General features: G+C 72.3%; 18 protein-coding genes. 8 read left to right on the top strand and 10 right to left on the bottom strand.

Going from position 1 to position 21,376, the window contains the following annotated elements; all coding sequences use genetic code 11:
• Positions 1 to 83: 83 nt before the first annotated feature.
• Together AB5L52_RS32405 and AB5L52_RS32400 are read right to left on the bottom strand one after the other, a co-directional pair.
• The gene (locus AB5L52_RS32405) at positions 84 to 431 is read right to left on the bottom strand and encodes a chorismate mutase (RefSeq protein ID WP_351017806.1); all 348 of its coding nucleotides are present in this window, start codon (positions 429 to 431) and stop codon (positions 84 to 86) included.
• Positions 428 to 1,354 carry an AraC family transcriptional regulator gene (locus tag AB5L52_RS32400; RefSeq protein ID WP_351017809.1) on the bottom strand — a complete coding sequence of 309 codons (927 nt, stop codon included), beginning with the start codon at positions 1,352 to 1,354 and terminating at the stop codon, positions 428 to 430. Before AB5L52_RS32400 ends, AB5L52_RS32405 begins: the two co-directional genes overlap by 4 nt.
• Positions 1,355 to 1,480: 126 nt before the next feature.
• On the opposite strand from AB5L52_RS32400, the gene AB5L52_RS32395 reads away from it, so the two are divergent.
• Together AB5L52_RS32395 and AB5L52_RS32390 are read left to right on the top strand one after the other, a co-directional pair.
• Positions 1,481 to 3,238: a beta-galactosidase family protein gene (locus AB5L52_RS32395; RefSeq protein ID WP_369367384.1), complete on the top strand. Its 1,758-nt coding sequence runs from the start codon at positions 1,481 to 1,483 to the stop codon at positions 3,236 to 3,238.
• Positions 3,239 to 3,295: 57 nt separating this feature from the next.
• Entirely contained in the window at positions 3,296 to 4,177 is an 882-nt protein-coding gene (locus AB5L52_RS32390) for a hypothetical protein (protein WP_369367383.1), read from the top strand.
• 36 nt (positions 4,178 to 4,213) lie between these two features.
• Here the strand turns inward: AB5L52_RS32390 and AB5L52_RS32385 are convergent, their stop codons facing one another.
• The gene (locus AB5L52_RS32385; protein WP_351017816.1) at positions 4,214 to 5,119 is read right to left on the bottom strand and encodes an SDR family oxidoreductase; all 906 of its coding nucleotides are present in this window, start codon (positions 5,117 to 5,119) and stop codon (positions 4,214 to 4,216) included.
• Positions 5,120 to 5,144: 25 nt separating this feature from the next.
• A complete protein-coding gene (locus AB5L52_RS32380) occupies positions 5,145 to 5,894 on the bottom strand; it encodes an SDR family oxidoreductase (RefSeq protein ID WP_369367382.1) in 750 nt (249 codons plus the stop codon).
• A gap of 94 nt (positions 5,895 to 5,988) precedes the next feature.
• On the opposite strand from AB5L52_RS32380, the gene AB5L52_RS32375 reads away from it, so the two are divergent.
• Genes AB5L52_RS32375 through AB5L52_RS32360 form a run of 4 tightly spaced genes read left to right on the top strand, consistent with a single transcriptional unit; the run spans position 5,989 to position 9,367 of the window.
• Positions 5,989 to 6,732: an enoyl-CoA hydratase family protein gene (locus AB5L52_RS32375; protein WP_351017822.1), complete on the top strand. Its 744-nt coding sequence runs from the start codon at positions 5,989 to 5,991 to the stop codon at positions 6,730 to 6,732.
• The gene (locus AB5L52_RS32370) at positions 6,733 to 7,569 is read left to right on the top strand and encodes a CoA transferase subunit A (protein WP_369367381.1); all 837 of its coding nucleotides are present in this window, start codon (positions 6,733 to 6,735) and stop codon (positions 7,567 to 7,569) included.
• Positions 7,566 to 8,309: a CoA-transferase subunit beta gene (locus AB5L52_RS32365; RefSeq protein WP_369367380.1), complete on the top strand. Its 744-nt coding sequence runs from the start codon at positions 7,566 to 7,568 to the stop codon at positions 8,307 to 8,309. Before AB5L52_RS32370 ends, AB5L52_RS32365 begins: the two co-directional genes overlap by 4 nt.
• Positions 8,309 to 9,367, top strand: a complete 1,059-nt coding sequence (locus AB5L52_RS32360; protein ID WP_351017831.1) for a nitronate monooxygenase — start codon at positions 8,309 to 8,311, stop codon at positions 9,365 to 9,367. The genes AB5L52_RS32365 and AB5L52_RS32360 overlap by 1 nt, the downstream gene beginning before the upstream one ends.
• Positions 9,368 to 9,518: 151 nt before the next feature.
• Here AB5L52_RS32360 and AB5L52_RS32355 read toward each other — a convergent pair whose 3' ends face one another.
• Genes AB5L52_RS32355 through AB5L52_RS32345 form a run of 3 tightly spaced genes read right to left on the bottom strand, consistent with a single transcriptional unit; the run spans position 9,519 to position 12,138 of the window.
• The gene (locus tag AB5L52_RS32355) at positions 9,519 to 10,676 is read right to left on the bottom strand and encodes an acetyl-CoA C-acetyltransferase (protein ID WP_351017834.1); all 1,158 of its coding nucleotides are present in this window, start codon (positions 10,674 to 10,676) and stop codon (positions 9,519 to 9,521) included.
• Positions 10,677 to 10,716: 40 nt separating this feature from the next.
• On the bottom strand, positions 10,717 to 11,328 hold the full coding sequence (locus AB5L52_RS32350; RefSeq protein ID WP_369367379.1) for a TetR/AcrR family transcriptional regulator: 612 nt from the start codon (positions 11,326 to 11,328) through the stop codon (positions 10,717 to 10,719).
• Between the two features lie 24 nt (positions 11,329 to 11,352).
• Positions 11,353 to 12,138 carry an SDR family oxidoreductase gene (locus tag AB5L52_RS32345; RefSeq protein ID WP_351567922.1) on the bottom strand — a complete coding sequence of 262 codons (786 nt, stop codon included), beginning with the start codon at positions 12,136 to 12,138 and terminating at the stop codon, positions 11,353 to 11,355.
• Positions 12,139 to 12,198: 60 nt separating this feature from the next.
• Here AB5L52_RS32345 and AB5L52_RS32340 point away from each other — a divergent pair, with 60 nt between their 5' ends.
• Positions 12,199 to 13,338 (top strand): acyl-CoA dehydrogenase family protein, encoded by a 1,140-nt coding sequence (locus AB5L52_RS32340; protein WP_351567919.1) that lies wholly within the window; start codon positions 12,199 to 12,201, stop codon positions 13,336 to 13,338.
• Entirely contained in the window at positions 13,338 to 14,336 is a 999-nt protein-coding gene (locus AB5L52_RS32335) for an acyl-CoA dehydrogenase family protein (protein ID WP_369367378.1), read from the top strand. Before AB5L52_RS32340 ends, AB5L52_RS32335 begins: the two co-directional genes overlap by 1 nt.
• A 64-nt stretch (positions 14,337 to 14,400) precedes the next feature.
• Here the strand turns inward: AB5L52_RS32335 and AB5L52_RS32330 are convergent, their stop codons facing one another.
• The 3 genes from AB5L52_RS32330 to gltB all read right to left on the bottom strand — a co-directional run bounded on the left by AB5L52_RS32330 (position 14,401) and on the right by gltB (position 21,293).
• Positions 14,401 to 15,126, bottom strand: coding sequence for a VWA domain-containing protein (locus tag AB5L52_RS32330; protein WP_351017848.1), 726 nt, complete (start codon positions 15,124 to 15,126; stop codon positions 14,401 to 14,403).
• A 118-nt stretch (positions 15,127 to 15,244) separates the two neighbouring features.
• The gene (locus AB5L52_RS32325) at positions 15,245 to 16,708 is read right to left on the bottom strand and encodes a glutamate synthase subunit beta (protein WP_351017851.1); all 1,464 of its coding nucleotides are present in this window, start codon (positions 16,706 to 16,708) and stop codon (positions 15,245 to 15,247) included.
• Positions 16,701 to 21,293 carry a glutamate synthase large subunit gene (gltB, locus tag AB5L52_RS32320; RefSeq protein WP_369367377.1) on the bottom strand — a complete coding sequence of 1,531 codons (4,593 nt, stop codon included), beginning with the start codon at positions 21,291 to 21,293 and terminating at the stop codon, positions 16,701 to 16,703. The genes AB5L52_RS32325 and gltB overlap by 8 nt, the downstream gene beginning before the upstream one ends.
• Between the last annotated feature and the right edge of the window lie 83 nt (positions 21,294 to 21,376).

Below are 21,376 nucleotides of genomic sequence, written 5' to 3'. Positions count from 1 at the left end.
GCCTGATAGCACTGACAGCGCACAGGGGGTGGGGAGGTTCACGGCTTTTGTCCGGCTCACCGGCCCCGGGAGTCACCCGCGCATCAGTCGTCCGGCTGCTGGCCGTTGGCGGCGTCCTCGGCGATGCGCTCGTGGTGCCGGATCACCTCGGCGATGATGAAGTTCAGGAACTTCTCGGCGAAGGCCGGGTCGAGCTTGGCGTTCTCCGCGAGGCGGCGCAGCCGCTCGATCTGGCGGGCCTCGCGGGCCGGGTCGGCGGGCGGCAGCTGGTGCACGGCCTTGAGCCGGCCGACCTGCTGGGTGGCCTTGAACCGCTCGGCGAGCAGGTGGACGACGGCCGCGTCGATGTTGTCGATGCTGTCGCGCAGCCGCTCCAGTTCCTGGCGGACCTCGGGGTCCGCGTCACCGGTTCCGATGTTGCTGGTGGTCATGCTTGCCACCCTATGGGTTCGCCGGGCCGGGCCCCGGCGGTGTCCGGAGAATGGATCATCGGCGGATCGTCCGGGTCCGGGACGCGGTCGCTCCAGCCGCCGGGCACGCTGCGGCCCTGCTGGGCACGGAAGCGGACCGGGGCGAGGCCCACCCGGCGGGTGAACAGCCGGGAGAAGTAGGCGGGGTCGTCGTAGCCGACGCGGCGGGCGACGGCGGCGACGGGCAGCTCGGTGGCGGCCAGGAGTTCCTTGGCCCGGCCGAGCCGGATGCCGAGCAGATAGTCCTTGGGGCTGCACCCGGCGGCCCGGCGGACGGCGCTGCGCAGCTCGGCGGGGGTCATGCCGTGCACGCGCGCGTGGTCGGCGACGCTCATCGGCGTGCAGGCGTCCCGGGCGAGCGCCTCGAGCACCTGGTCGCCGTCCGGGGCGAGGTCGGCGCGGGCGCGGCGCAGGGCGACGAGGAGTTCGTGCACGGCGGCGCCGGTCTCCACCTCCAGCAGCGGGTTGCCGCGGCGGGCGGCGCGGGCGATACGGGCGATCACCGCGCGTGGCCCCGAGGCGTCGGAGAGCGGCACGACGGGCCGCTCGGGCTCGATGTAGCCCAGTTCGGTGTACGTCTCGGTGGCGGGCCCGGCGAAGTCCACGAAGCCCTCGTCCCAGCCGGTGCCGGGGTCGGGCGCGTAGTGGTGGGGCACGCCGGGGGTGAGCCAGAGCAGCGCGGGCGCGGTGACGGTCGTACGGCGGCCGTCGGCGCCCCGGTACCAGCCGCGGCCCGCGCTGATCACGACGGCCACGTGGTGGTCGAGGGTGCGGGGGCCGACCGTGGGCAGCGCGCCGTGCTGGAGGCCGACGCCGAGACAGACCAGGCCGAGGCGGTGGTGTGCGGGGCCGGGGCTGAAGAACCGCATCCAGGTCTGGTACATCGGCGCTCCTCCCGGGCATGCTCCGCGGCCGGCTTCTGTCCCCGCGTCGGTGCCCGGCGTTTTGTCCAAGCAACGCCGATCTTCGTCCATGGCGCCCGGTCGCCGGAAGGGGTGAGGCTTGGGCGCATGGGCGAGTTCACGGTGGGGGAATCCGACTTCCTGCTGGACGGGCGGCCGGTACGGCTGCTGTCCGGGGCGCTGCACTACTTCCGGGTGCACGAGGAGCACTGGCGGCACCGGCTGGCGATGCTGCGGGCGATGGGCCTGAACTGCGTGGAGACGTACGTCCCGTGGAACCTGCACGAGCCGGTACCGGGGGGCCACCGGGACGTGCAGGCGCTCGGCCGGTTCCTGGACACGGTCCGCGAGACCGGGCTGTGGGCGATCGTGCGGCCGGGTCCGTACATCTGCGCCGAGTGGGAGAACGGCGGGCTGCCGCCCTGGGTGACGGGCGAGGCGGGCACGCGCGTGCGCACGCGTGACGAGCGCTATCTGTCCCGCGTGGAGGACTGGTTCCACCATCTGATGCACGAGATCGTGCCCCGGCAGATCGACCGCGGCGGCCCGGTGATCCTGGTGCAGGTCGAGAACGAGTACGGCAGCTACGGCAGTGACACCGGCTATCTGGAGGAGCTGGCGGGTCTGCTGCGGGCCAAGGGGGTCACGGTCCCGCTGTTCACCTCGGACGGCCCCGAGGACCACATGCTGACCGGCGGTTCGCTGCCCGGGGTGCTCGCCACGGTCAATTTCGGCTCCCACGCGCGCGAGGCCTTCGCGACGCTGCGCCGGCACCGCCCCCAGGGTCCGCTGATGTGCATGGAGTTCTGGTGCGGATGGTTCGACCACTGGGCCGGCGAGCACGTCGTACGGGATCCGGAGGAGGCCGCCGGGGCGTTGCGGGAGATCCTGGAGTGCGGGGCGTCGGTGAACCTCTACATGGCGCACGGCGGCACGAGCTTCGGCGGCTGGGCGGGCGCCAACCGGGGCGGCGGCGCGCTGCACGAGGGCCCGCTGGAGCCGGATGTGACCTCGTACGACTACGACGCCCCGGTGGACGAGTACGGCCGCCCGACGGAGAAGTTCTGGCGCTTCCGCGAGGTGCTGGCCGACCACCACGCCGAGCCGCTGCCCGAACTGCCGCCGCGGCCCGCCTCGTTGGGTCGCCCGGCGGAGGTGGTACTGGACGGCTGGGCGTCCCTGGGCGACGTCCTGGAGACGCTGGGCGGCGAGGAGACGGTGGCGCCGGTGCCGCCCGCCTTCGAGGAGCTGAACGTCACCCGGGGGCTGGTGCGCTACGAGGTGGACGTGCCCGGACCGCGGCAGCCGTATCCGCTGACCCTGCGCGGGCTGCGGGACCTCGCGGTGGTGTACGTCGACGGCGAGCGGGCCGGGGTGCTCACCGAGGAGGAACCGCGGCTGGAGAAGCCTGTCGCGGGCCCCGCGCGCGTGGAGCTGTGGGTGGAGTCTCTCGGGCGGGTGAACTACGGGCCGCGCTTCGGCGAGGCGAAGGGGATCACCGGCGGCATCCTGCACGAGCGGCAGTTTCTGCACGGGGTACGCGCGCGTGGGCTGGATCTGGACGTCTTCCCGGGCGGTGTGGCGAAGGTGCCGTTCGGTGCGCTGCCCGAGGAGGGCGCGGCGGGCCTGTACCGGGGCACCGTCCGGGTCCGCGGGGCCGGGGACGCGCGGCTGGAGCTGCCCGGACGGACCCGCGGTTTCGTCTGGATCAACGGCTTCGGCCTCGGCCGTTACTGGTCCGTGGGCCCCCAGCGGTCGCTGTACGTGCCGGGCCCGGTGCTGCGGGAGGGCGAGAACGAGGTGTGGGTGCTGGAGCTGCAGGAGACCGGCCCGGACCGGCCGGCACCCCGGCTGCTGCCGGTGTGACTGTCCGCCGTGCCGCCTACAGTGGAGAGGAGTTCCGACGTCATTGGGGGTGCGGACGTGGCGAACGGCGGACCGGTCCAGCACGGCTACTCGCACCTGGAGACGGTGCGGGCCGCCGTCACCGCGCTGTACAAGCGCCTGTCCTACGACACCGTCCAGACGTTCTCGACCAGTCTGGCCCCGGCCGACGTGGCCTTCTGCGACACCGACGACCTGCATCTGGGCGCGCAGCGGGTGGCCCGCGAGATCGTGCGGCACTTCCGGCTGCCGGACGCGCGGCTGATCGTCGGATTCCGGGAGATGACGCATGCGGCTCATGTCGAACTGGCGGCGGGCCCCGAGTACTTCGTGGAGCTGAACGACCGTTTCCGCACTCACCGCAGGGACATCGGCGCGGCACTGGCCCACGAGGTGGCGCACGTCTATCTGCACCGCCTGGACCTGTCCTTCCCGAGCACGGCGGAGAACGAGATCCTCACGGACACGGTGACGGCTTATCTGGGCGCGGGCTGGCTGCTGCTGGACGCCTTCCGGGAGGACGCGGTCTCCTCGCAGAAGCTCGGCTACCTCACCCCGGAGGAGTTCGGGTACGTGCTCGCCAAGCGGGCGCTGCTCTTCCACGAGGACCCCTCGGTGTGGTTCACCAGCCCGCAGGCCTACGACGCCTACATCAAGGGGATGGCCCAGGCCCGCCGGGACGAGCAGCAGCCGCCGCTGACCGCGGCCGGCTGGGCGGGCCGGCGCCGCTACGCCCACGACCGCCGGCACGCGGCCACGGTTCTGCCGGGCGCGCCCTACGCCTTCGCCCCCGACCCCACCGGCCACCTTCGCGTCACCTTCCCCTGTCCCACCTGCCACCAGCGCATCCGGGTACCGGTGAAGGGGCGGGTACGGGCGCGGTGCGGTCTGTGCCGGACGGTGCTGGAGTGCGACACCTAGGTTCACACCCGGTAGGTCACAGCACCCGGCCGGCGGCTAGGCGCCGTAGACCGGCCCTGGCGGTTGCGCCGCGGCCAGCAGCTCGCGTGCCCGCTCCCCCGCCTGTGCCGGTGTCCATCGTGTGCCCTTGTCGGTGGTGGGGCCGGGGCGCCAGCCCTCCATCACGGTGATCCGGCCGCCCTCCGCCTCGAAGACGCGGCCGGTGACCCCCGCGCTCGCGGCCGAGCCCAGCCAGACCACGAGCGGGGAGACGTTCTCGGGCGCCATGGCGTCGAAACCGGTGGCCGGGGCCGCCATGGCCTGGGCGAAGGCACGTTCCGTCATGCGGGTGCGTGCGGCGGGCGCGACGGCGTTGACCTGGACGCCGTAGCGGGCCAGTTCGGCCGCCGCGACCAGGGTCAGCCCCACGATCCCGGCCTTGGCGGCGCTGTAGTTGCCCTGCCCGACCGAGCCCAGCAGTCCGGCCCCGCTGCTGGTGTGGACGATCCGGGCCTGCGGGACGCGCCCGGCCTTGGCCTCGGCCCGCCAGTGCGCTGCGGCGTGTCTCAGGGGCAGAAAGTGGCCCTTGAGGTGGACGCGGATCACCGCGTCCCAGTCGTCCTCGTCGAGATTGACCAGCATCCGGTCGCGCAGGAACCCGGCGTTGCTGACGAGCGTGTCGAGCCGCCCGTACGTCTCCAGCGCGGTGTGGACCAGGGAGGCCGCACCGCCGGTCGTGGCGATGTCGCCGCCGTGTGCGACCGCCTCGCCGCCGGCGGCCCTGATCTCCGCGACGACGGATGCGGCCGGGCTCTCCGCGCCCGGTGCCCCGTCCAGCCCCACACCCAGGTCGTTGACGACGACCCGGGCACCCTCGGCCGCGAAGGCGAGGGCATGGGCGCGGCCGAGTCCGCGGCCGGCTCCGGTGACGGCGACGACGCGGCCGTCGCAGATTCCGCTCATCTCAGTTCTCCCGGTCGACGTCATCTCACTTGTCCTCGTGGGCCGTTGCGGCGTCCAGAAAGGCGGGCCGCTCCCCGCCGCCGTGCACATGCAGACTGGCTCCGCTGATGTAGGCGGCCGCGTCGGAGGCGAGGAAGACGGCGGCGGCGCCGACGTCGGCGGGGGCGGCCAGCCGGCCGAGCGGGACGGTGCCGGAGACGGCGGCGATGCCGTCCGGGCCGCCGTAGTGCAGATGCGACAGTTCGGTGCGGACCATGCCGACCACGAGTGTGTTGACGCGGATGTCCGGCGCCCACTCCACGGCCATCGAGGCGGCCAGGTTCGCGAGGCCGGCCTTGGCCGCGCCGTAGGCGGCCGAGCCGGGCGAGGGACGGCCGCCGCTGACGCTGCCGACCATCACGACCGAGCCCCGGCTGCGGCGCAGTTGCTCGTACGCGGCGAGGGACGCGGTCAGCGGGGTGATCAGGTTCAACTCGACGACCCTGGCGTGCCGTTCGGCGTCGGCGTCGACCAGTCGCCGGTACGGTGCGCCGCCCGCGTTGTTGACGAGCACGTCGAGCCGGGGCAGCGCGTCGAAGAAGGTCCGGACGGCGGGTGGGTCGCGCAGGTCGAGGTGGGTGAACTCGACGCCGTCCAGGGGCTGTTCGGGTGGGCGGCGGGCGCAGGCCACGACCCGGGCGCCGGTCTCGGCGAACGCCCGGGCGATCCCGGCTCCGACGCCCCGGGTGCCGCCGGTCACGACGACGGTTCGGACGCGGGTTCTGTCGCGCGGCAAGTTATCCACAGGCCCTCCCGCTCGTCTGCGCCGACTGCTAGCTTCGAAGCCTCGCACCTAACAAATGTTTGGTGGAAAGGTAGCTGATGCGCCCATGGGTGTCTCCCGTTCGTCCCCGGAAAAAGGGATTTCCGTGGTCACCGTCGACTTCCCGCCGGTGAACGCACTGCCGGTGCGCGGCTGGTCGGACCTGGCCGACGCCGTGCGCGCGTCCGGCCGCGACGCCGAGGTCCGGTGCGTGGTGCTGGCCGCCGAGGGCCGCGGGTTCAACGCGGGCGTGGACATCAAGGAGATACAGGCGCAGGGGCAGCAAGCACTGATCGGCGCCAACCACGGCTGCGCCGAGGCCTTCGCGGCGGTCTACGAGTGCGCGGTCCCGGTCGTCGCGGCGGTGCAGGGCTTCTGCCTGGGCGGCGGGATAGGCCTGGTGGGCAACGCGGACGCGATCGTGGCGAGCGAGGACGCCGTCTTCGGGCTGCCCGAGCTGGACCGGGGCGCGCTGGGGGCCGCGACCCATCTGGCCCGGCTGGTCCCGCAGCACCTGATGCGCGCCCTGTACTACACGGGGCGCACGGCGAGCGCCGAGGAACTGCACCGGCACGGCTCGGTGTGGCGCGTGGTGCCGGGCGCGCGGCTGCGGGCGGCGGCGCTGGAGCTGGCCCGCGAGATCGCCGCCAAGGACGGGCGGCTGCTGCGCATGGCCAAGGCGGCCATCAACGGCATCGACCCGGTCGACGTGCGCCGCAGCTACCGCTTCGAGCAGGGCTTCACCTTCGAGGCCAACCTCAGCGGACTGGCCGACCGGGTCCGCGACACGTTCGGGAAGGAGGGGGCGTAGATGGGCGACAAGACGATGACCGCCGACGAGGTGGTCTCGCGGCTGGCGAGCGGCATGACCCTCGGCATCGGCGGCTGGGGTTCCCGCCGCAAGCCGATGGCGCTGGTCAGAGCGCTGCTGCGGACATCGGTCAGCGATCTGACGGTGGTGTCGTACGGCGGTCCCGACGTGGGGATGCTGGCCGCGGCCGGCCGGATCCGCAAGCTGGTCACCGCCTTCGTCACCCTCGACTCCGTCCCGCTGGAGCCGCACTACCGGGCGGCGCGCGAGCGGGGCGACTTCGAGCTGATGGAGGTCGACGAGGCGATGTTCATGTGGGGGTTGCGCGCCGCCGCGAACCGGCTGCCCTTCCTGCCGGTGCGGGCGGGCCTCGGCTCGGACGTGATGCGGGTCAACCCCGGCCTGCGGACGGTCACTTCGCCGTACGGGGACGGGGAGACGTTCGTGGCCATGCCGGCCCTGCGGCTGGACGCGGCGCTGGTGCACGTCAACCGGGCCGACCGGCTGGGCAACGGCCAGTATCTGGGCCCGGACCCGTACTTCGACGACCTGTTCTGCGAGGCGGCGGACACGGCCTACGTCTCGTGCGAACGGATCGTGGACACGGCCGAGCTGACGAAGGCCGCGGCACCGCAGACCCTGCTGGTCAAACGGCACGTGGTGACCGGGGTCGTGGAGGCACCGGGCGGCGCGCACTTCACGTCCTGCGTCCCCGACTACGGCAGGGACGAGGCGCTCCAGAAGCGGTACGCCGGCACGCCTTGGCCTGAGTTCGCGGCGCGCTTTCTGGCCGGGGACGAGCGTGACTACCGGGCCGCGGTCGAGGAGGAGTCATGACCGGGACCACACCACCCGGACCCGGCGGCGCTTCCCGCGCCGAGTACTGCGTGATCGCCTGCGCCGAGGCCTGGCGGGACGGGGGCGAGATCCTGGCTAGCCCGATGGGCCTGGTCCCGTCCATCGGCGCCCGCCTCGCCAGGCGGACCTTCGCACCCGACCTGCTGCTGACCGACGGCGAGGCGATGATCGTGGGCCCGGACGGCACGGTCGAGGGCTGGCTGCCGTACCGCAAGCACCTGGAACTGGTCGCCGGGGGCCGACGGCACGTGATGATGGGCGCGAGCCAGATCGACCGGTACGGCAACCAGAACATCTGCTGCATCGGAGACTGGGCGAAGCCGGCGCGGCAACTGCTCGGGGTGCGCGGGGCGCCGGTCAACACGCTCAACAACCCGACGAGTTACTGGATCCCGAAGCATTCCCGGCGCGTCTTCGTCGAACAGGTCGACATGGTGTGCGGGGTGGGGTACGACCGCGCGGCCGGTGCGCCGTACCACCGCATCCCGCGTGTCGTCTCCGACCTCGGCGTCTTCGACTTCGCCACGCCGGGTCACACGATGCGGCTGGTCTCCGTCCACCCGGGCGTGACGGTGGGCCAGGTCCGGGAGGCCACGGGGTTCGACCTCGTGATCCCGGACGAGGTGCCGTACACCCGCGAACCGACCGTCGGCGAACTGCGCCTGATCCGCGAGGTGATCGATCCGGGGAACACCCGGGCCAGGGAGGTGCCGGTCTGATGGACACGGCACTGACCCGGCTGGTCGGGGTGCGCCATCCGATCGTGCAGACCGGGATGGGCTGGGTGGCCGGCCCGCGGCTGGTCTCGGCGACGGCGAGCGCGGGCGCGCTCGGCATCCTGGCCTCCGCGACGATGACACCGGACCGGCTGCGCGAGGCGATACGGGAGGTGCGGTCGCGCACCGACGCGCCGTTCGGGGTGAATCTGCGCGCCGACGCGGGCGACGCGGCGGACCGGGTGGAGATCATGCTGGCGGAGGGCGTCCGGGTGGCCTCCTTCGCCCTGGCCCCCTCACGCGAGCTGATCACCCGGCTCAAGGAGGCGGGGGTGGTCGTCATCCCGTCCGTCGGGGCGCGCCGGCACGCCGAGAAGGTGGCCGCGTGGGGTGCGGACGCGGTGATCGTGCAGGGCGGCGAGGGCGGCGGACACACCGGCGAGGTGGCCACCAGCGTGCTGCTGCCGCAGGTGGTGGACGCGGTGGACATCCCGGTGGTGGCGGCGGGCGGCTTCTTCGACGGACGCGGCCTGGTGGCGGCGCTGGCGTACGGGGCGGCCGGGGTGGCGATGGGCACGCGGTTCCTGCTCACCTCCGACTCGACCGTGCCGGACGCGGTGAAGGCCCGGTATCTGGCGGCGACGGTCCGGGACGTGACGGTCACCCGGGCGGTGGACGGCCTGCCGCACCGGATGCTGCGCACGGAGCTGGTCGAGACGTTGGAGCGGTCCGGCCGGATACCTGCCCTGGTCCACGCGGTGCGGCGGGCGGCGGGCTTCCGGCGGCTGTCGGGGCTCACCTGGCGGCAGATGGTGCGAGACGGGCTGGCCCTGCGGCACGGCAAGGAGTTGTCCTGGGGCCAGGTGCTGCTGGCCGCGAACACGCCGATGCTGCTGAAGTCCGCGATGGTGGACGGCTGTACGGACCTCGGGGTGATGGCGTCCGGGCAGGTCGCCGGGGTGATCGAAGACCTGCCGTCGTGCGCGGAGCTGGTGGAGCGGATCGTGAAGGAGGCGGAGGAGGCGCTGGTGGAACTGGCTCGGCTCAGAGGCGTTCGATGATCGTCACGTTGGCCTGGCCGCCGCCCTCGCACATGGGCACCACCCCCGACGGCCCCCTCGCACTGCTCGGCCCCAGGGGCCTCCCAGGCTTCAGGAGCCTGCGCCGGACTCCGTCCGCCGAAGTGGGTGGCCGCCCTTGTCGTCGCTCTGCTCAGAGGCGTTCGATGATCGTCACGTTGGCCTGGCCGCCGCCCTCGCACATGGTCTGCAGGCCGTAGCGGCCGCCGGTGCGTTCCAGTTCGTGCAGGAGGGTCGTCATCAGGCGGACGCCGGTCGCGCCGAGCGGATGGCCGAGGGCGATCGCGCCGCCGTTGACGTTGACCTTCTCGGGGTCGGCGCCGGTCTCCCGCAGCCAGGCGAGGACGACCGGTGCGAAGGCCTCGTTGATCTCCACGAGGTCGATGGCGTCGATGGTCAGGCCGGTCTTCTTCAGGGCGTGCGCGGTGGCCGGGATGGGGGCGGAGAGCATCCGGATCGGGTCCTCGCCGCGGGCGGAGAGGTGGTGGACGCGGGCGCGGGGGCGCAGTCCGTGGTCGCGTACGGCCCGCTCGGAGGCGAGCAGCAGGGCCGCGGCGCCGTCGGAGACCTGGGAGGAGCAGGCCGCGGTGATGGTGCCGCCGTCGAGGACGGGTTTCAGGGCGGCCATCTTCTCCAAGGAGGTGTCCCGGCGCGGGCCCTCGTCCGCGGTGACCTCGCCGTAGGGAACGGTCTCGCGGTCGAAGCGCCCGGAGTCGAGGGCCCGCACCGCCCGCCGGTGCGACCGCAGGGCGAACCCCTCCTGCTCCTCGCGGCTGATGCCCCACTTGGCGGCGATCATCTCGGCGCCGGCGAACTGGTTGACGGGCTGGTCGCCGTAGCGGGCGCGCCAGCCGGTGCTGCCGAGGAAGGGTCCGTCGGTCAGGCCGAGGGGTTCGGCGGCCTGCCGGGAGGCGAAGGCGATGGGTATCTGGGACATGTTCTGCACCCCGCCGGCGATCACCAGGTCCTGGGTGCCGGAGAGCACGGCCTGCGCGGCGAAGTGCACGGCCTGCTGGGAGGAGCCGCACTGCCGGTCGACGGTCACGCCCGGCACCTCCTCGGGGAGTCCGGCGGCCAGCCAGCAGGTGCGGGCGATGTCCCCGGCCTGCGGCCCGACCGCGTCCAGGCAGCCGAGGACGACGTCCTCCACGGCGGCCGGGTCGATCCCGGCCCGCTCCACCAGCGCCTTCAGCACATGCGCGCCCAGATCGGCCGGGTGGACCGCACTGAGCCCTCCCCCGCGCCGCCCGACGGGCGTACGGACCGCTTCGACGATATAGGCCTCGGCCATGGCAACTCCCTGACAGGAAAGGGGCGTTATGCGAAAGGTGTCACTCGCGTACGGCGATCCCGTCCAGCACCATCGACAGGTACTGGCGGGCGATCTCCTCGGGGCTGTGCTGTCCGCCGGGCCGGTACCAGGAGGCGGCGACCCACACGGTGTCGCGCACGAACCGGTAGGTGAGGCGGACGTCGAGGTCGGCGCGGAAGGCGCGCTCGGCGACGCCGCGCTCCAGCGTGCTCAGCCAGGCCTTCTCGAAGCGGCGCTGGGAGTCGGCGAGGAACGCGAAGCGGTCCTGGGCGACGAGCTGCCTGCTCTCCTTCTGGTAGATCGCGACGGCCGCGCGGTGCCGGTCGATCTCCCGGAAGGACTCGGTGACGAGCGCCTCCAGCGTCTCGCGGGGCCCGAGTCCGGCGGCGAGGACGGTGTCGTAGCCGTCCCACAGTTCGTCGAGGAAGGTCCGCAGGATCTCCTCGAGCATCGACTCCTTGGAGTCGAAGTGGTAGTAGAGGCTGCCCGCGAGCATCCCGGCGTGGTCGGCGATCCGGCGGACGGTGGTGGCGTTGTAGCCGTGCTCGGCGAAGACCTCGGCAGCGGTGGTCAGGAGTTCACCGCGCCGGGCCGCTGCCGCGGTCACCTGGGGCTTCTTCTTGGTCGGCACGCACCCATTGTGGTCTGTCCGTCGTCAGGGGTGCTGGCTGCTGACGGCGACGACCTCGCCGGTCAGATACGAGGAGTAGCCGGAGGCCAGGAACACGATCACGTTGGCGACCTCCCAGGGCTCGGCGTAGCGCCCGAAGGCCTCGCGTCCGGTCAGCTCCTGGAGCAGTTCGGCGGAGGTGACCTTCGCCAGGTGCGGATGCATGGCGAGGCTCGGCGCCACGGCGTTGACCCGCACGCCGTACGCGGCGGCCTCGATCGCCGCGCACCGGGTCAGCGCCATCACGCCGGCCTTGGCCGCGGCGTAGTGCGCCTGCCCGGCCTGGGCGCGCCAGCCGACGACGGAGGCGTTGTTGACGATCACCCCGCTTCCGGTCTCGCGCATGGCCCGCAGGGCGGCGCGGGTGCACCGGAAGGTGCCGTTCAGGGTCACGTCCAGCACCTTCGACCACTGCTCGTCGGTCATGTCGACCAGGTCCGAAGTGCCGCCCAGGCCCGCGTTGTTGACGACGATGTCCAGCCGCCCGTGCTCGGCCACGGCCGCCCCGAACAGGGCCCGCACCTGGGTCTCGTCGGTGACGTCGCACGGCAGCGCGGCCACCCGGCCCGGGAACTTGCGGCCCAGCCCGGCCTCGTACTCCTTGAGCCGGCGTGTGTGCGCGTCGCTGATGAGCACGCGCGCGCCCTCCTCCAGGAAGCGGTGCGCGGTCGCGCCGCCGATGCCGGCGCCGGCCGCCGCGGTGATGACGGCGGTGCGGCCCCGGAGCAGTCCGTGCCCGGGCACGTAGGCCGGGCTCTCGACGCCTGTCATAGGGCCACGCTAACCTACCAAACACTTGTTAGGGAAGGTCGAGGGAGGAAGGTGCCGGTGGTGGATCTGTCCCATTCCGCGGCCGACGAGGAGTTCCGCGCCGAGGCCCGCGCCTGGCTGGCGGCGCACGTGCCGCGCACGCCGCTGCCCTCACTGGAGACGGCGGAGGGCTTCACGGCCCACCGCGCCTGGGAGGCCGAACTGGCCGCGGACCGCTGGTCGGTGGTGTCGTGGCCGGAGAAGTACGGCGGCCGGGACGCGGGGCTGCTGCGCTGGCTGGTCTTCGAGGAGGAGTACTGGGCGGCGGGCGCGCCCGGCCGCGTCGGCCAGAACGGCGTCAGCCTGCTCGCGCCGACGCTCTTCGACCACGGCACGGAGGAGCAACGCACGCGGGTGCTGCCGCCGATGGCCACCGGCGAGGTGGTCTGGGCGCAGGCCTGGTCCGAGCCGGAGGCGGGCTCCGACCTGGCCTCGCTCACCTCCAGGGCGGTACGGACGGACGGCGGCTGGCTCTTGCGGGGACAGAAGACCTGGTCGTCGCGGGCGGCCTTCGCCGACCGGGCCTTCGGCCTGTTCCGCAGCGATCCGGGCGCGCCGAAACCCCACCAGGGGCTGACCTACCTGATGTTCGACCTGCGGGCGCCCGGGGTCACGGTCCGCCCGATCGGCCGTCTGGACGGCAAGCCGGCCTTCGCCGAGCTGTTCCTGGACGACGTGTTCGTGCCGGACACGGACGTGATCGGCGAGCCCGGCCAGGGCTGGCGGATCGCGATGTCCACGGCGGGCAACGAACGCGGGCTCACCCTGCGCTCACCGGGCCGCTTCCTCGCCTCGGCACACCGGCTGGTCGAGCTGTGGCGCTCGCGCGGCTGCCCGGAGCACGCCCGCGCCCGCGTGGCCGACGCCCTGATCGGCGCCCGCGCCTACCAGCTGTTCACCTACGCGGCCGCCTCCCGCTTCCTTCGGGGCGAGCGCCTCGGCCCCGAGTCCAGCATGAACAAGGTCTTCTGGTCCGAGCTGGACCTGGCGCTGCACGAGACGGCGCTCGATCTGCTCGGGGAAGAGGGCGAGTCGGCCGACACCGCCTGGTCCGAGGGGTACGTCTTCGCGCTCGCCGGGCCCCTCTACGCGGGCACCAACGAGATCCAGCGGGACATCGTCGCCGAACGGCTGCTCGGCCTGCCGAAGGGACGCCGCTGATGCGCTTCCTGCTCGACGCCGAACAGCGCGCCTTCACCGAGTCGCTGCACGGGATGCTGTCGGCCGCGGACGCCCCGGCGGTGATCCGGGACTGGAGCGACGGTGACCATGCGCGCGGGCGGGCACTGTGGCGCCGTCTCGCCGAGGCGGGGGTGTTCGGCCTGGCGGTGCCGGAGGAGCACGGCGGGCTGGGGCCGCATCCGGTGGAACTGGCGCTGGCCTTCATGGAGTTGGGGCGGCATGCGGTGCCGGGCCCGCTGGTGGAGACGGTTGCGGCGGCGATACTCCTTGCCGGCCCCCCGCTCTCGAAGCGGTTCCTGCCGGGGCTCCTGGCCGGTACGGACCTCGTGACCGTGGCGGCACCCGCCGGACCCGCCTTCGGCGCCGGCGCCGCTCCCCTCGCCCTGGACGCCGACGCGGCCGCCCTCCGCCTCGCCCTCGCCCCCGACGGCGGCCTGCGTCTGGCGTCCGCCACCGGCCCGGTGCGCCGCTCCCTCGACCCCGCCCGCCGCCTCACCCCGCTCACTCCGGACGGCGAACTCCTCACCCGCCACCCCCGGTACGGCCTCGCCCTCACCTGGGCCCGTCTGGCCACGGCCGCCCAGGCCCTCGGCGTCGGACTCGCGCTCCTCGACCGCACGGTCGCCCACGTCCGGCAGCGCACCCAGTTCGGCGTCCCCATCGGCTCCTTCCAGGCGGTCAAACACCGCCTCGCCGACGCCACGACGGCCCTGGAGTTCGCCCGCCCCCTGGTCCTCGGCGCGGCGATATCCCTCCGCCCCGCCGAGGTGGCCGCCGCCAAGCTCAAGGCGTGCGAGGCGGCGTACGGCGCGGCCCGTGCGGCGCTGCAGCTGCACGGCGCGATCGGCTACACCGCGGAGTACGACCTGTCCCTGTGGCTGACCAAGGCCCGCGCCCTGCGGACGGCGTGGGGCACGCCCGAGGAGTGCCGGGAGCTCTTTCTGGGGGACGCGCTCAAAGGACCGACGGGCCCTTGAGCGGTTGCTCTCGAACCAGCCCTCATCTGCGAGCGGTTCAAGCGGATCGACGCCAGGGCGTGGCTCATGCGGGCCGTACGATGCCGGCGGCGCGCGCGGCCGCCAGCCACTGGGGGAACTCGCCGACGAGCCGGTCGTACAGCTCGGCGTCGGAGACGCGCCGCGGGTCCTGGCCGGCGTGGAAGAAGCCCGCGTTGTCCACGATCCGCTTGCCCGGTACGGCCAGCTCGTCCAGTTTCCGCAGGAACTCGAACTGCCGGCTTCCCGGGTCGCCGAAGCCGACGAACTGCCAGAACAGCGGCAGCCGGGCCGCCTTGCACAGATAGCGTTCGGCGGCGAGCTTGTTGACCGGGCCGCCGTCGGTCTGGAAGACGACCAGGGCGGGGGCGGTGGCGCCGCTGTCCAGGTAGTGGTCGATGACGGCGTCCATCGCCAGGTGGTAGCTGGTCTTGCCCATGTGGCCGAGCCCGGCCACGATCCGCTCGACGGCGCCCTCGTGCCGGTCGAGGGCGATGTCGGTGACCGCGTCGACGTCCGTGGAGAAGAACACCGCCGGCACCCGTCCGTCGTCGTCCAGGTGCGCGGACAGGCCCAGCACCCGGTCGGCGAGCGTCTGCACGCTGCCGTCCTGGTAGTACGGCCTCATCGAGCCGGAGTGGTCGACCACGAGATAGACGGCGGCGCGCAGCCCGTCCAGGCCGTGCCGGGTGAGCGACACCCCGGCGCTCTTGTACAGGCTGACCAGCGCGGGCGCGGTCTCCTCCACCTTGCGCAGGCTGATCGCGGCCATGGTTCCCCCTCGACGGTGCGGACATGCAACGACGCCTGCCCAGGCGTCCGGTCGGGGACAGGGGGCAGGCGCCGTCAGTGTTCCGTACGCCGTTGTACGGGACGTTTCAGGGGTGCCGTCAGACCGCCAGGGAACGGTCGGTCGGGCGGATCGGGGCCGGCAGGTCGCTGGCACCGGTCAGGAACCGGTCGACACCGCGGGCGGCCGAGCGGCCCTCCGCGATCGCCCACACGATCAGGGACTGGCCGCGGCCGGCGTCACCGGCGACGAACACACCCGGCACGTTGGTCTGGAAGTCGGCGTCGCGGGCGATGTTACCGCGTTCGTCGAGGTCTAGACCAAACTGGTCCACCAGGCCGTTCTCGCGGTCGGTGCCGGTGAAGCCCATGGCGAGGGTGACCAGCTGGGCGGGGATCTTGCGCTCGGTGCCCGGCTTGGACGTCAACTTGCCGTCGACGAACTCCACTTCGGCCAGGTGCAGCCACTGCACGTTGCCGTCCTCGTCGCCCTCGAAGTGGGTGGTGGAGGCGGAGTAGATCCGCTCGCCGCCCTCCTCGTGGGCCGAGGTGACCTTGTAGAGGATCGGGAAGGTCGGCCAGGGCTGGCTGGTCGGGTGCCGCTCGTCGTTCGGGCGGGGCATGATCTCCAGCTGGGTGACGGAGGCCGCGCCCTGGCGGTGGGCGGTGCCCACGCAGTCCGCGCCGGTGTCGCCGCCGCCGATGACGACGACGTGCTTGCCCTCGGCCGAGATCGGGGCGGTGACGTAGTCGCCCTCCTGGACCTTGTTGGCCAGCGGCAGGTACTCCATCGCCTGGTAGATGCCCTTGAGCTCGCGGCCGGGGACCGGGAGATCGCGGGCCGTGGTCGCACCGGCGGCGATGACGACCGCGTCGTACCGCTTCTTCAGGTCGGACGCCTTGAGGTCGCGGCCGATCTCGATACCGGTGCGGAAGCGGGTGCCCTCCGCGCGCATCTGCTCGATACGGCGGTTGATGTGCCGCTTCTCCATCTTGAACTCGGGGATGCCGTAGCGGAGCAGGCCGCCGACGCGGTCGGCGCGCTCGTAGACGGCGACCGTGTGGCCGGCCCGGGTCAGCTGCTGGGCGGCGGCGAGGCCCGCCGGACCCGAGCCGATGACCGCGACGGTCTTGCCGGACAGGCGCTCGGGGGCCTGCGGGGCGACGGTGCCCGCGTCCCACGCCTTGTCGATGATCGAGACCTCGACGTTCTTGATGGTGACCGGCGGCTGGTTGATGCCGAGCACACACGCCGACTCGCAGGGAGCGGGGCACAGCCGGCCCGTGAACTCCGGGAAGTTGTTGGTCGCGTGCAGACGCTCGGAGGCGGCGCCCCAGTCCTCGCGGTAGGCGTAGTCGTTCCACTCGGGGATCAGGTTTCCGAGCGGACAGCCGTTGTGGCAGAACGGGATGCCGCAGTCCATGCAGCGGCTGGCCTGCTTGCTGATGATCGGCAGCAGGGAGCCGGGGACGTAGACCTCGTTCCAGTCCTTGACGCGCTCACCGACGGGACGGGTCCGGGCGACCTCGCGGCCGTGGTTCAGGAAGCCCTTCGGGTCAGCCATTGATCGCCGCCTCCATCATCTTCTCGGTGATCTCGGTCTCGGAGAGACCCGCTCGCTCGGCGGCGTCCTTGGCGGCGAGCACTGCCTTGTACGTGCTGGGGATGATCTTGCTGAACCGGGCCACGGCCGTGTCCCAGTCGGCGAGCAGCTTCTCGGCGACCGTCGAGCCGGTCTCCTCGGCGTGGCGGCGCACCACGTCGTGCAGCCACTGCTTGTCCGTGTCGTCCAGCGCCTCGACCGACCCGGCGTTGCCGGCGTTGACGTTGTCGCGGTCGAGGTCGATGACGTAGGCGATGCCACCGGACATGCCCGCCGCGAAGTTGCGGCCGGTCGGGCCGAGGACGACCGCGCGACCGCCGGTCATGTACTCGCAGCCGTGGTCGCCCACGCCTTCGGAGACGACCAGCGCGCCGGAGTTGCGGACGCAGAACCGCTCACCGCTACGGCCGCGCAGGAACAGCTCGCCGCCGGTGGCGCCGTAGGCGATCGTGTTGCCGGCGATGGTCGAGTACTCGGCGAGGTGGTCGGCAGCCCGGTCCGGGCGGACCACGACCCGGCCGCCGGAGAGGCCCTTGCCGACGTAGTCGTTGGCGTCGCCCTCCAGGCGCAGCGTGACACCGCGCGGCAGGAACGCGCCGAAGGACTGGCCGGCCGAGCCGGTGAAGGTGATGTCGATGGTGTCCTCCGGCAGGCCCGCACCGCCGAACTTCTTCGTCACCTCGTGGCCGAGCATGGTGCCGACCGTGCGGTTGATGTTGCGGATGGCGACCTGGGCGCGCACCGGCTGGGCCTCGGTCGCGTCGTTCGCCGCGAGGGCGTCGGCGGCGAGCTTGATCAGCTCGTTGTCCAGGGCCTTCTCCAGGCCGTGGTCCTGGGGGACCACCCGGTGGCGGACGGCGCCCTCCGGCAGCGACGGCACGTGGAACAGCGGCTCCAGGTCCAGGCCCTGCGCCTTCCAGTGGTCCACCGCGCGCTCGACGTCCAGCACCTCGGCGCGGCCGACGGCCTCCTCGATGGAGCGGAAGCCCAGCTCGGCCAGCAGTTCGCGGACCTCCTCGGCGATGAACTGGAAGAAGTTCACCACGTACTCGGCCTTGCCGGCGAAGCGGTCGCGCAGGACCGGGTTCTGGGTGGCGATGCCGACCGGACAGGTGTCCAGGTGGCAGACGCGCATCATCACGCAGCCCGAGACGACGAGCGGAGCGGTCGCGAAACCGAACTCCTCGGCGCCGAGCAGCGCGGCGATGACCACGTCACGGCCGGTCTTCAGCTGGCCGTCGGTCTGCACGACGATCCGGTCGCGCAGGCCGTTGAGCAGCAGGGTCTGCTGGGTCTCGGCGAGGCCCAGCTCCCAGGGGCCGCCCGCGTGCTTCAGCGAGGTCAGCGGGGAGGCACCCGTACCGCCGTCGTGGCCGGAGATGAGCACGACGTCCGCGTGGGCCTTGGAGACACCGGCCGCGACCGTGCCGACGCCGACCTCGGAGACCAGCTTCACGTGAATCCGCGCCTGCGGGTTCGCGTTCTTCAGGTCGTGGATCAGCTGGGCCAGGTCCTCGATGGAGTAGATGTCGTGGTGCGGCGGCGGGGAGATGAGGCCCACGCCCGGCGTCGAGTGACGCGTCTTCGCGACCCACGGGTAGACCTTGTGGCCGGGCAGCTGGCCGCCCTCGCCGGGCTTGGCGCCCTGGGCCATCTTGATCTGGATGTCGTCGGCGTTGACCAGGTACTCGGAGGTCACGCCGAAGCGGCCGGAGGCGACCTGCTTGATGGCGCTGCGCCGCGCCGGGTCGTACAGGCGCTCCGGGTCCTCGCCGCCCTCACCGGTGTTGGACTTGCCGCCCAGCTGGTTCATGGCGATGGCGAGGGTCTCGTGCGCCTCCTTGGAGATGGAGCCGTACGACATCGCGCCCGTGGAGAAGCGCTTGACGATCTCGCTCGCCGGCTCGACCTCGTCGACGGGGATCGGGGCGCGGCCGGAGTCGAAGCCGAACAGGCCGCGCAGCGTCATCAGCCGCTCGGACTGCTCGTTCACGCGCTCGGTGTACTTCTTGAAGATGTCGAAGCGGCCGGTGCGCGTGGCGTGCTGGAGGCGGAAGACCGTCTCCGGGTCGAACAGGTGCGGCTCGCCCTCGCGGCGCCACTGGTACTCGCCGCCGATCTCCAGGGCGCGGTGCGCGGGAGCGATGCCCGAGGCCGGGTAGGCCTTGGCGTGGCGGGCGGCGACCTCCTCGGCGATGACGTCGATGCCGACGCCGCCGATCTTGGTGGCGGTGCCGTTGAAGTACTTCTCGACGAAGGCCTCGTCCAGGCCGACGGCCTCGAAGACCTGGGCGCCGCGGTAGGAGGCGACGGTGGAGATGCCCATCTTCGACATGACCTTCAGCACGCCCTTGCCGAGGGCGTAGATCAGGTTCTTGATGGCCTTCTCCGGCTCGACGCCGTTGAGGAAGGTCCCCGCGCGCAGCAGGTCCTCGACCGACTCCATCGCCAGGTACGGGTTGACGGCGGCGGCGCCGAAGCCGATCAGCAGGGCGACGTGGTGGACCTCGCGGACGTCGCCGGCCTCGACCAGCAGGCCCACGTGGGTGCGCTGCTTGGTGCGGATGAGGTGGTGGTGGACGGCCGCGGTGAGCAGCAGCGACGGGATCGGCGCGTGCTCGGCGTCGGAGTGCCGGTCGGACAGGACGATCAGGCGGGCGCCGTTCTCTATGGCCGCGTCGGCCTCGGCGCAGATCTCCGCGATGCGCGCGGCGAGGGCGTTGCCGCCGCCGCCGACCCGGAACAGACCCGACAGCGTCGCGGCCTTCATACCGGGCATGTCGCCGTCGGCGTTGATGTGGATGAGCTTGGCCAGCTCGTCGTTGTCGATGACCGGGAAGGGCAGTACGACGGACCGGCAGGAGGCGGCGGTCGGGTCGAGCAGGTTGCCCTGCGGGCCCAGCGAGGAGCGCAGGGAGGTGACCAGCTCCTCGCGGATCGCGTCCAGCGGCGGGTTGGTGACCTGCGCGAACAGCTGGGTGAAGTAGTCGAAGAGCAGGCGCGGGCGCTCGGACAGGGCCGCGATCGGGCTGTCGGTGCCCATGGAGCCGATCGGCTCGGCGCCGGTGCGGGCCATCGGGGCGAGGATGACGCGCAGCTCCTCCTCGGTGTAGCCGAAGGTCTGCTGGCGGCGGGTGACCGAGGCGTGGGTGTGGACGATGTGCTCGCGCTCGGGCAGGTCGCCCAGCTCGATCTCGCCGGCCTCCAGCCACTCGGCGTACGGCTTCTCGGCGGCGAGGGTCGCCTTGATCTCGTCGTCCTCGATGATGCGGTGCTCGGCGGTGTCGACGAGGAACATCCGGCCGGGCTGCAGGCGGCCCTTGCGGACGACCTTGGCCGGGTCGATGTCGAGGACGCCGACCTCGGAGCCGAGGACGACGAGGCCGTCGTCGGTGACCCAGTAGCGGCCGGGGCGCAGACCGTTGCGGTCGAGCACGGCGCCGACCTGGGTGCCGTCGGTGAAGGTGACGCAGGCCGGGCCGTCCCAGGGCTCCATCATCGTGGAGTGGAACTGGTAGAAGGCGCGCCGGGACGGGTCCATGGAGTCGTGGTTCTCCCACGCCTCCGGGATCATCATCAGCACGGAGTGCGGCAGCGAACGGCCGCCCAGGTGCAGCAGCTCCAGCACCTCGTCGAAGGAGGCGGAGTCGGAGGCGTCCGGCGTACAGACCGGGAAGATCCGGTCCAGCGCCTTGGCGCCGAACAGGTCGGAGACCAGCTGCGACTCGCGGGCGACCATCCAGTTGCGGTTGCCCTTGACGGTGTTGATCTCACCGTTGTGCGCGACGAAGCGGTACGGGTGCGCGAGCGGCCACGACGGGAAGGTGTTCGTGGAGAAGCGGGAGTGCACGAGCGCGACCGCGGAGGCGAAGCGGCGGTCGGACAGGTCCGGGAAGAAGGGCTCCAGCTGGCCGGTGGTCAGCATGCCCTTGTAGACGATCGTGCGCGCGGAGAGCGACGGGAAGTAGACACCGGCCTCGCGTTCGGCGCGCTTGCGCAGCACGAACGCCTTGCGGTCCAGCGCGATGCCCTCGCTGGCGCCGTCGGTCACGAAGATCTGCCGGAAGACCGGCATGGTGGAGCGGGCGGTGGCGCCCAGCAGCTCCGGGGCGACGGGGACCTCACGCCACCCGAGGACGGTGAGACCCTCCTCGACGGCGATCGTCTCGATCTGTGAGACGACCTCGGCGGTGCCCTCCTCCGGCAGGAAGGCGATACCGGCGGCGTACGACCCGGCGGCGGGGAGTTCAAATCCGGCCACTTCGCGGAAGAAGGCGTCGGGGACCTGAGAGAGCAGACCCGCGCCGTCGCCGGAGTCGGGCTCGGAGCCGGTGGCACCGCGGTGCTCCAGGTTGCGCAGCACCGTGAGTGCCTGCTCGACCAGCGTGTGCGACGCCTCGCCGGTGAGGGTGGCGACGAAACCGACACCACAGGCGTCGTGTTCGTTGCGGGGGTCGTACATACCCTGGGCAGCAGGGCGAGCATCCATGAATGACCAGTTCTGGCCATTCGCGGAATGCTGGGACGGCTGGCGCGGCGTACGCATCGGCTCTCCCGTCGTCGTCATGTGGCATGTGGCAGGTGCCGAGGGACGACGTTGGCCCTCTGCGTGAGTCTCAAAATTTCGTG

The organism is Streptomyces sp. CG4, assembly GCF_041080655.1.
Lineage (GTDB): Bacteria > Actinomycetota > Actinomycetes > Streptomycetales > Streptomycetaceae > Streptomyces.
Note: the sequence above shows the minus strand (reverse complement) of the source record. Positions and strands in the feature narration are given on the sequence as shown.

Excerpts from the sequence above, each read along its gene's own strand:
- AB5L52_RS32400 (WP_351017809.1), bottom strand. The coding sequence starts at position 1,354 with ATGTACCAGACCTGGATGCGGTTCTTCAGCCCCGGCCCCGCACACCAC.
- AB5L52_RS32335 (WP_369367378.1), top strand. The coding sequence starts at position 13,338 with ATGCGCTTCCTGCTCGACGCCGAACAGCGCGCCTTCACCGAGTCGCTG.
- AB5L52_RS32405 (WP_351017806.1), bottom strand. The coding sequence starts at position 431 with ATGACCACCAGCAACATCGGAACCGGTGACGCGGACCCCGAGGTCCGC.
- AB5L52_RS32355 (WP_351017834.1), bottom strand. The coding sequence starts at position 10,676 with ATGGCCGAGGCCTATATCGTCGAAGCGGTCCGTACGCCCGTCGGGCGG.
- AB5L52_RS32345 (WP_351567922.1), bottom strand. The coding sequence starts at position 12,138 with ATGACAGGCGTCGAGAGCCCGGCCTACGTGCCCGGGCACGGACTGCTC.
- AB5L52_RS32325 (WP_351017851.1), bottom strand. The coding sequence starts at position 16,708 with ATGGCTGACCCGAAGGGCTTCCTGAACCACGGCCGCGAGGTCGCCCGG.
- AB5L52_RS32385 (WP_351017816.1), bottom strand. The coding sequence starts at position 5,119 with ATGAGCGGAATCTGCGACGGCCGCGTCGTCGCCGTCACCGGAGCCGGC.
- AB5L52_RS32395 (WP_369367384.1), top strand. The coding sequence starts at position 1,481 with ATGGGCGAGTTCACGGTGGGGGAATCCGACTTCCTGCTGGACGGGCGG.
- AB5L52_RS32360 (WP_351017831.1), top strand. The coding sequence starts at position 8,309 with ATGGACACGGCACTGACCCGGCTGGTCGGGGTGCGCCATCCGATCGTG.
- AB5L52_RS32365 (WP_369367380.1), top strand. The coding sequence starts at position 7,566 with ATGACCGGGACCACACCACCCGGACCCGGCGGCGCTTCCCGCGCCGAG.
- gltB (WP_369367377.1), bottom strand. The coding sequence starts at position 21,293 with ATGCGTACGCCGCGCCAGCCGTCCCAGCATTCCGCGAATGGCCAGAAC.
- AB5L52_RS32370 (WP_369367381.1), top strand. The coding sequence starts at position 6,733 with ATGGGCGACAAGACGATGACCGCCGACGAGGTGGTCTCGCGGCTGGCG.
- AB5L52_RS32330 (WP_351017848.1), bottom strand. The coding sequence starts at position 15,126 with ATGGCCGCGATCAGCCTGCGCAAGGTGGAGGAGACCGCGCCCGCGCTG.
- AB5L52_RS32375 (WP_351017822.1), top strand. The coding sequence starts at position 5,989 with ATGGGTGTCTCCCGTTCGTCCCCGGAAAAAGGGATTTCCGTGGTCACC.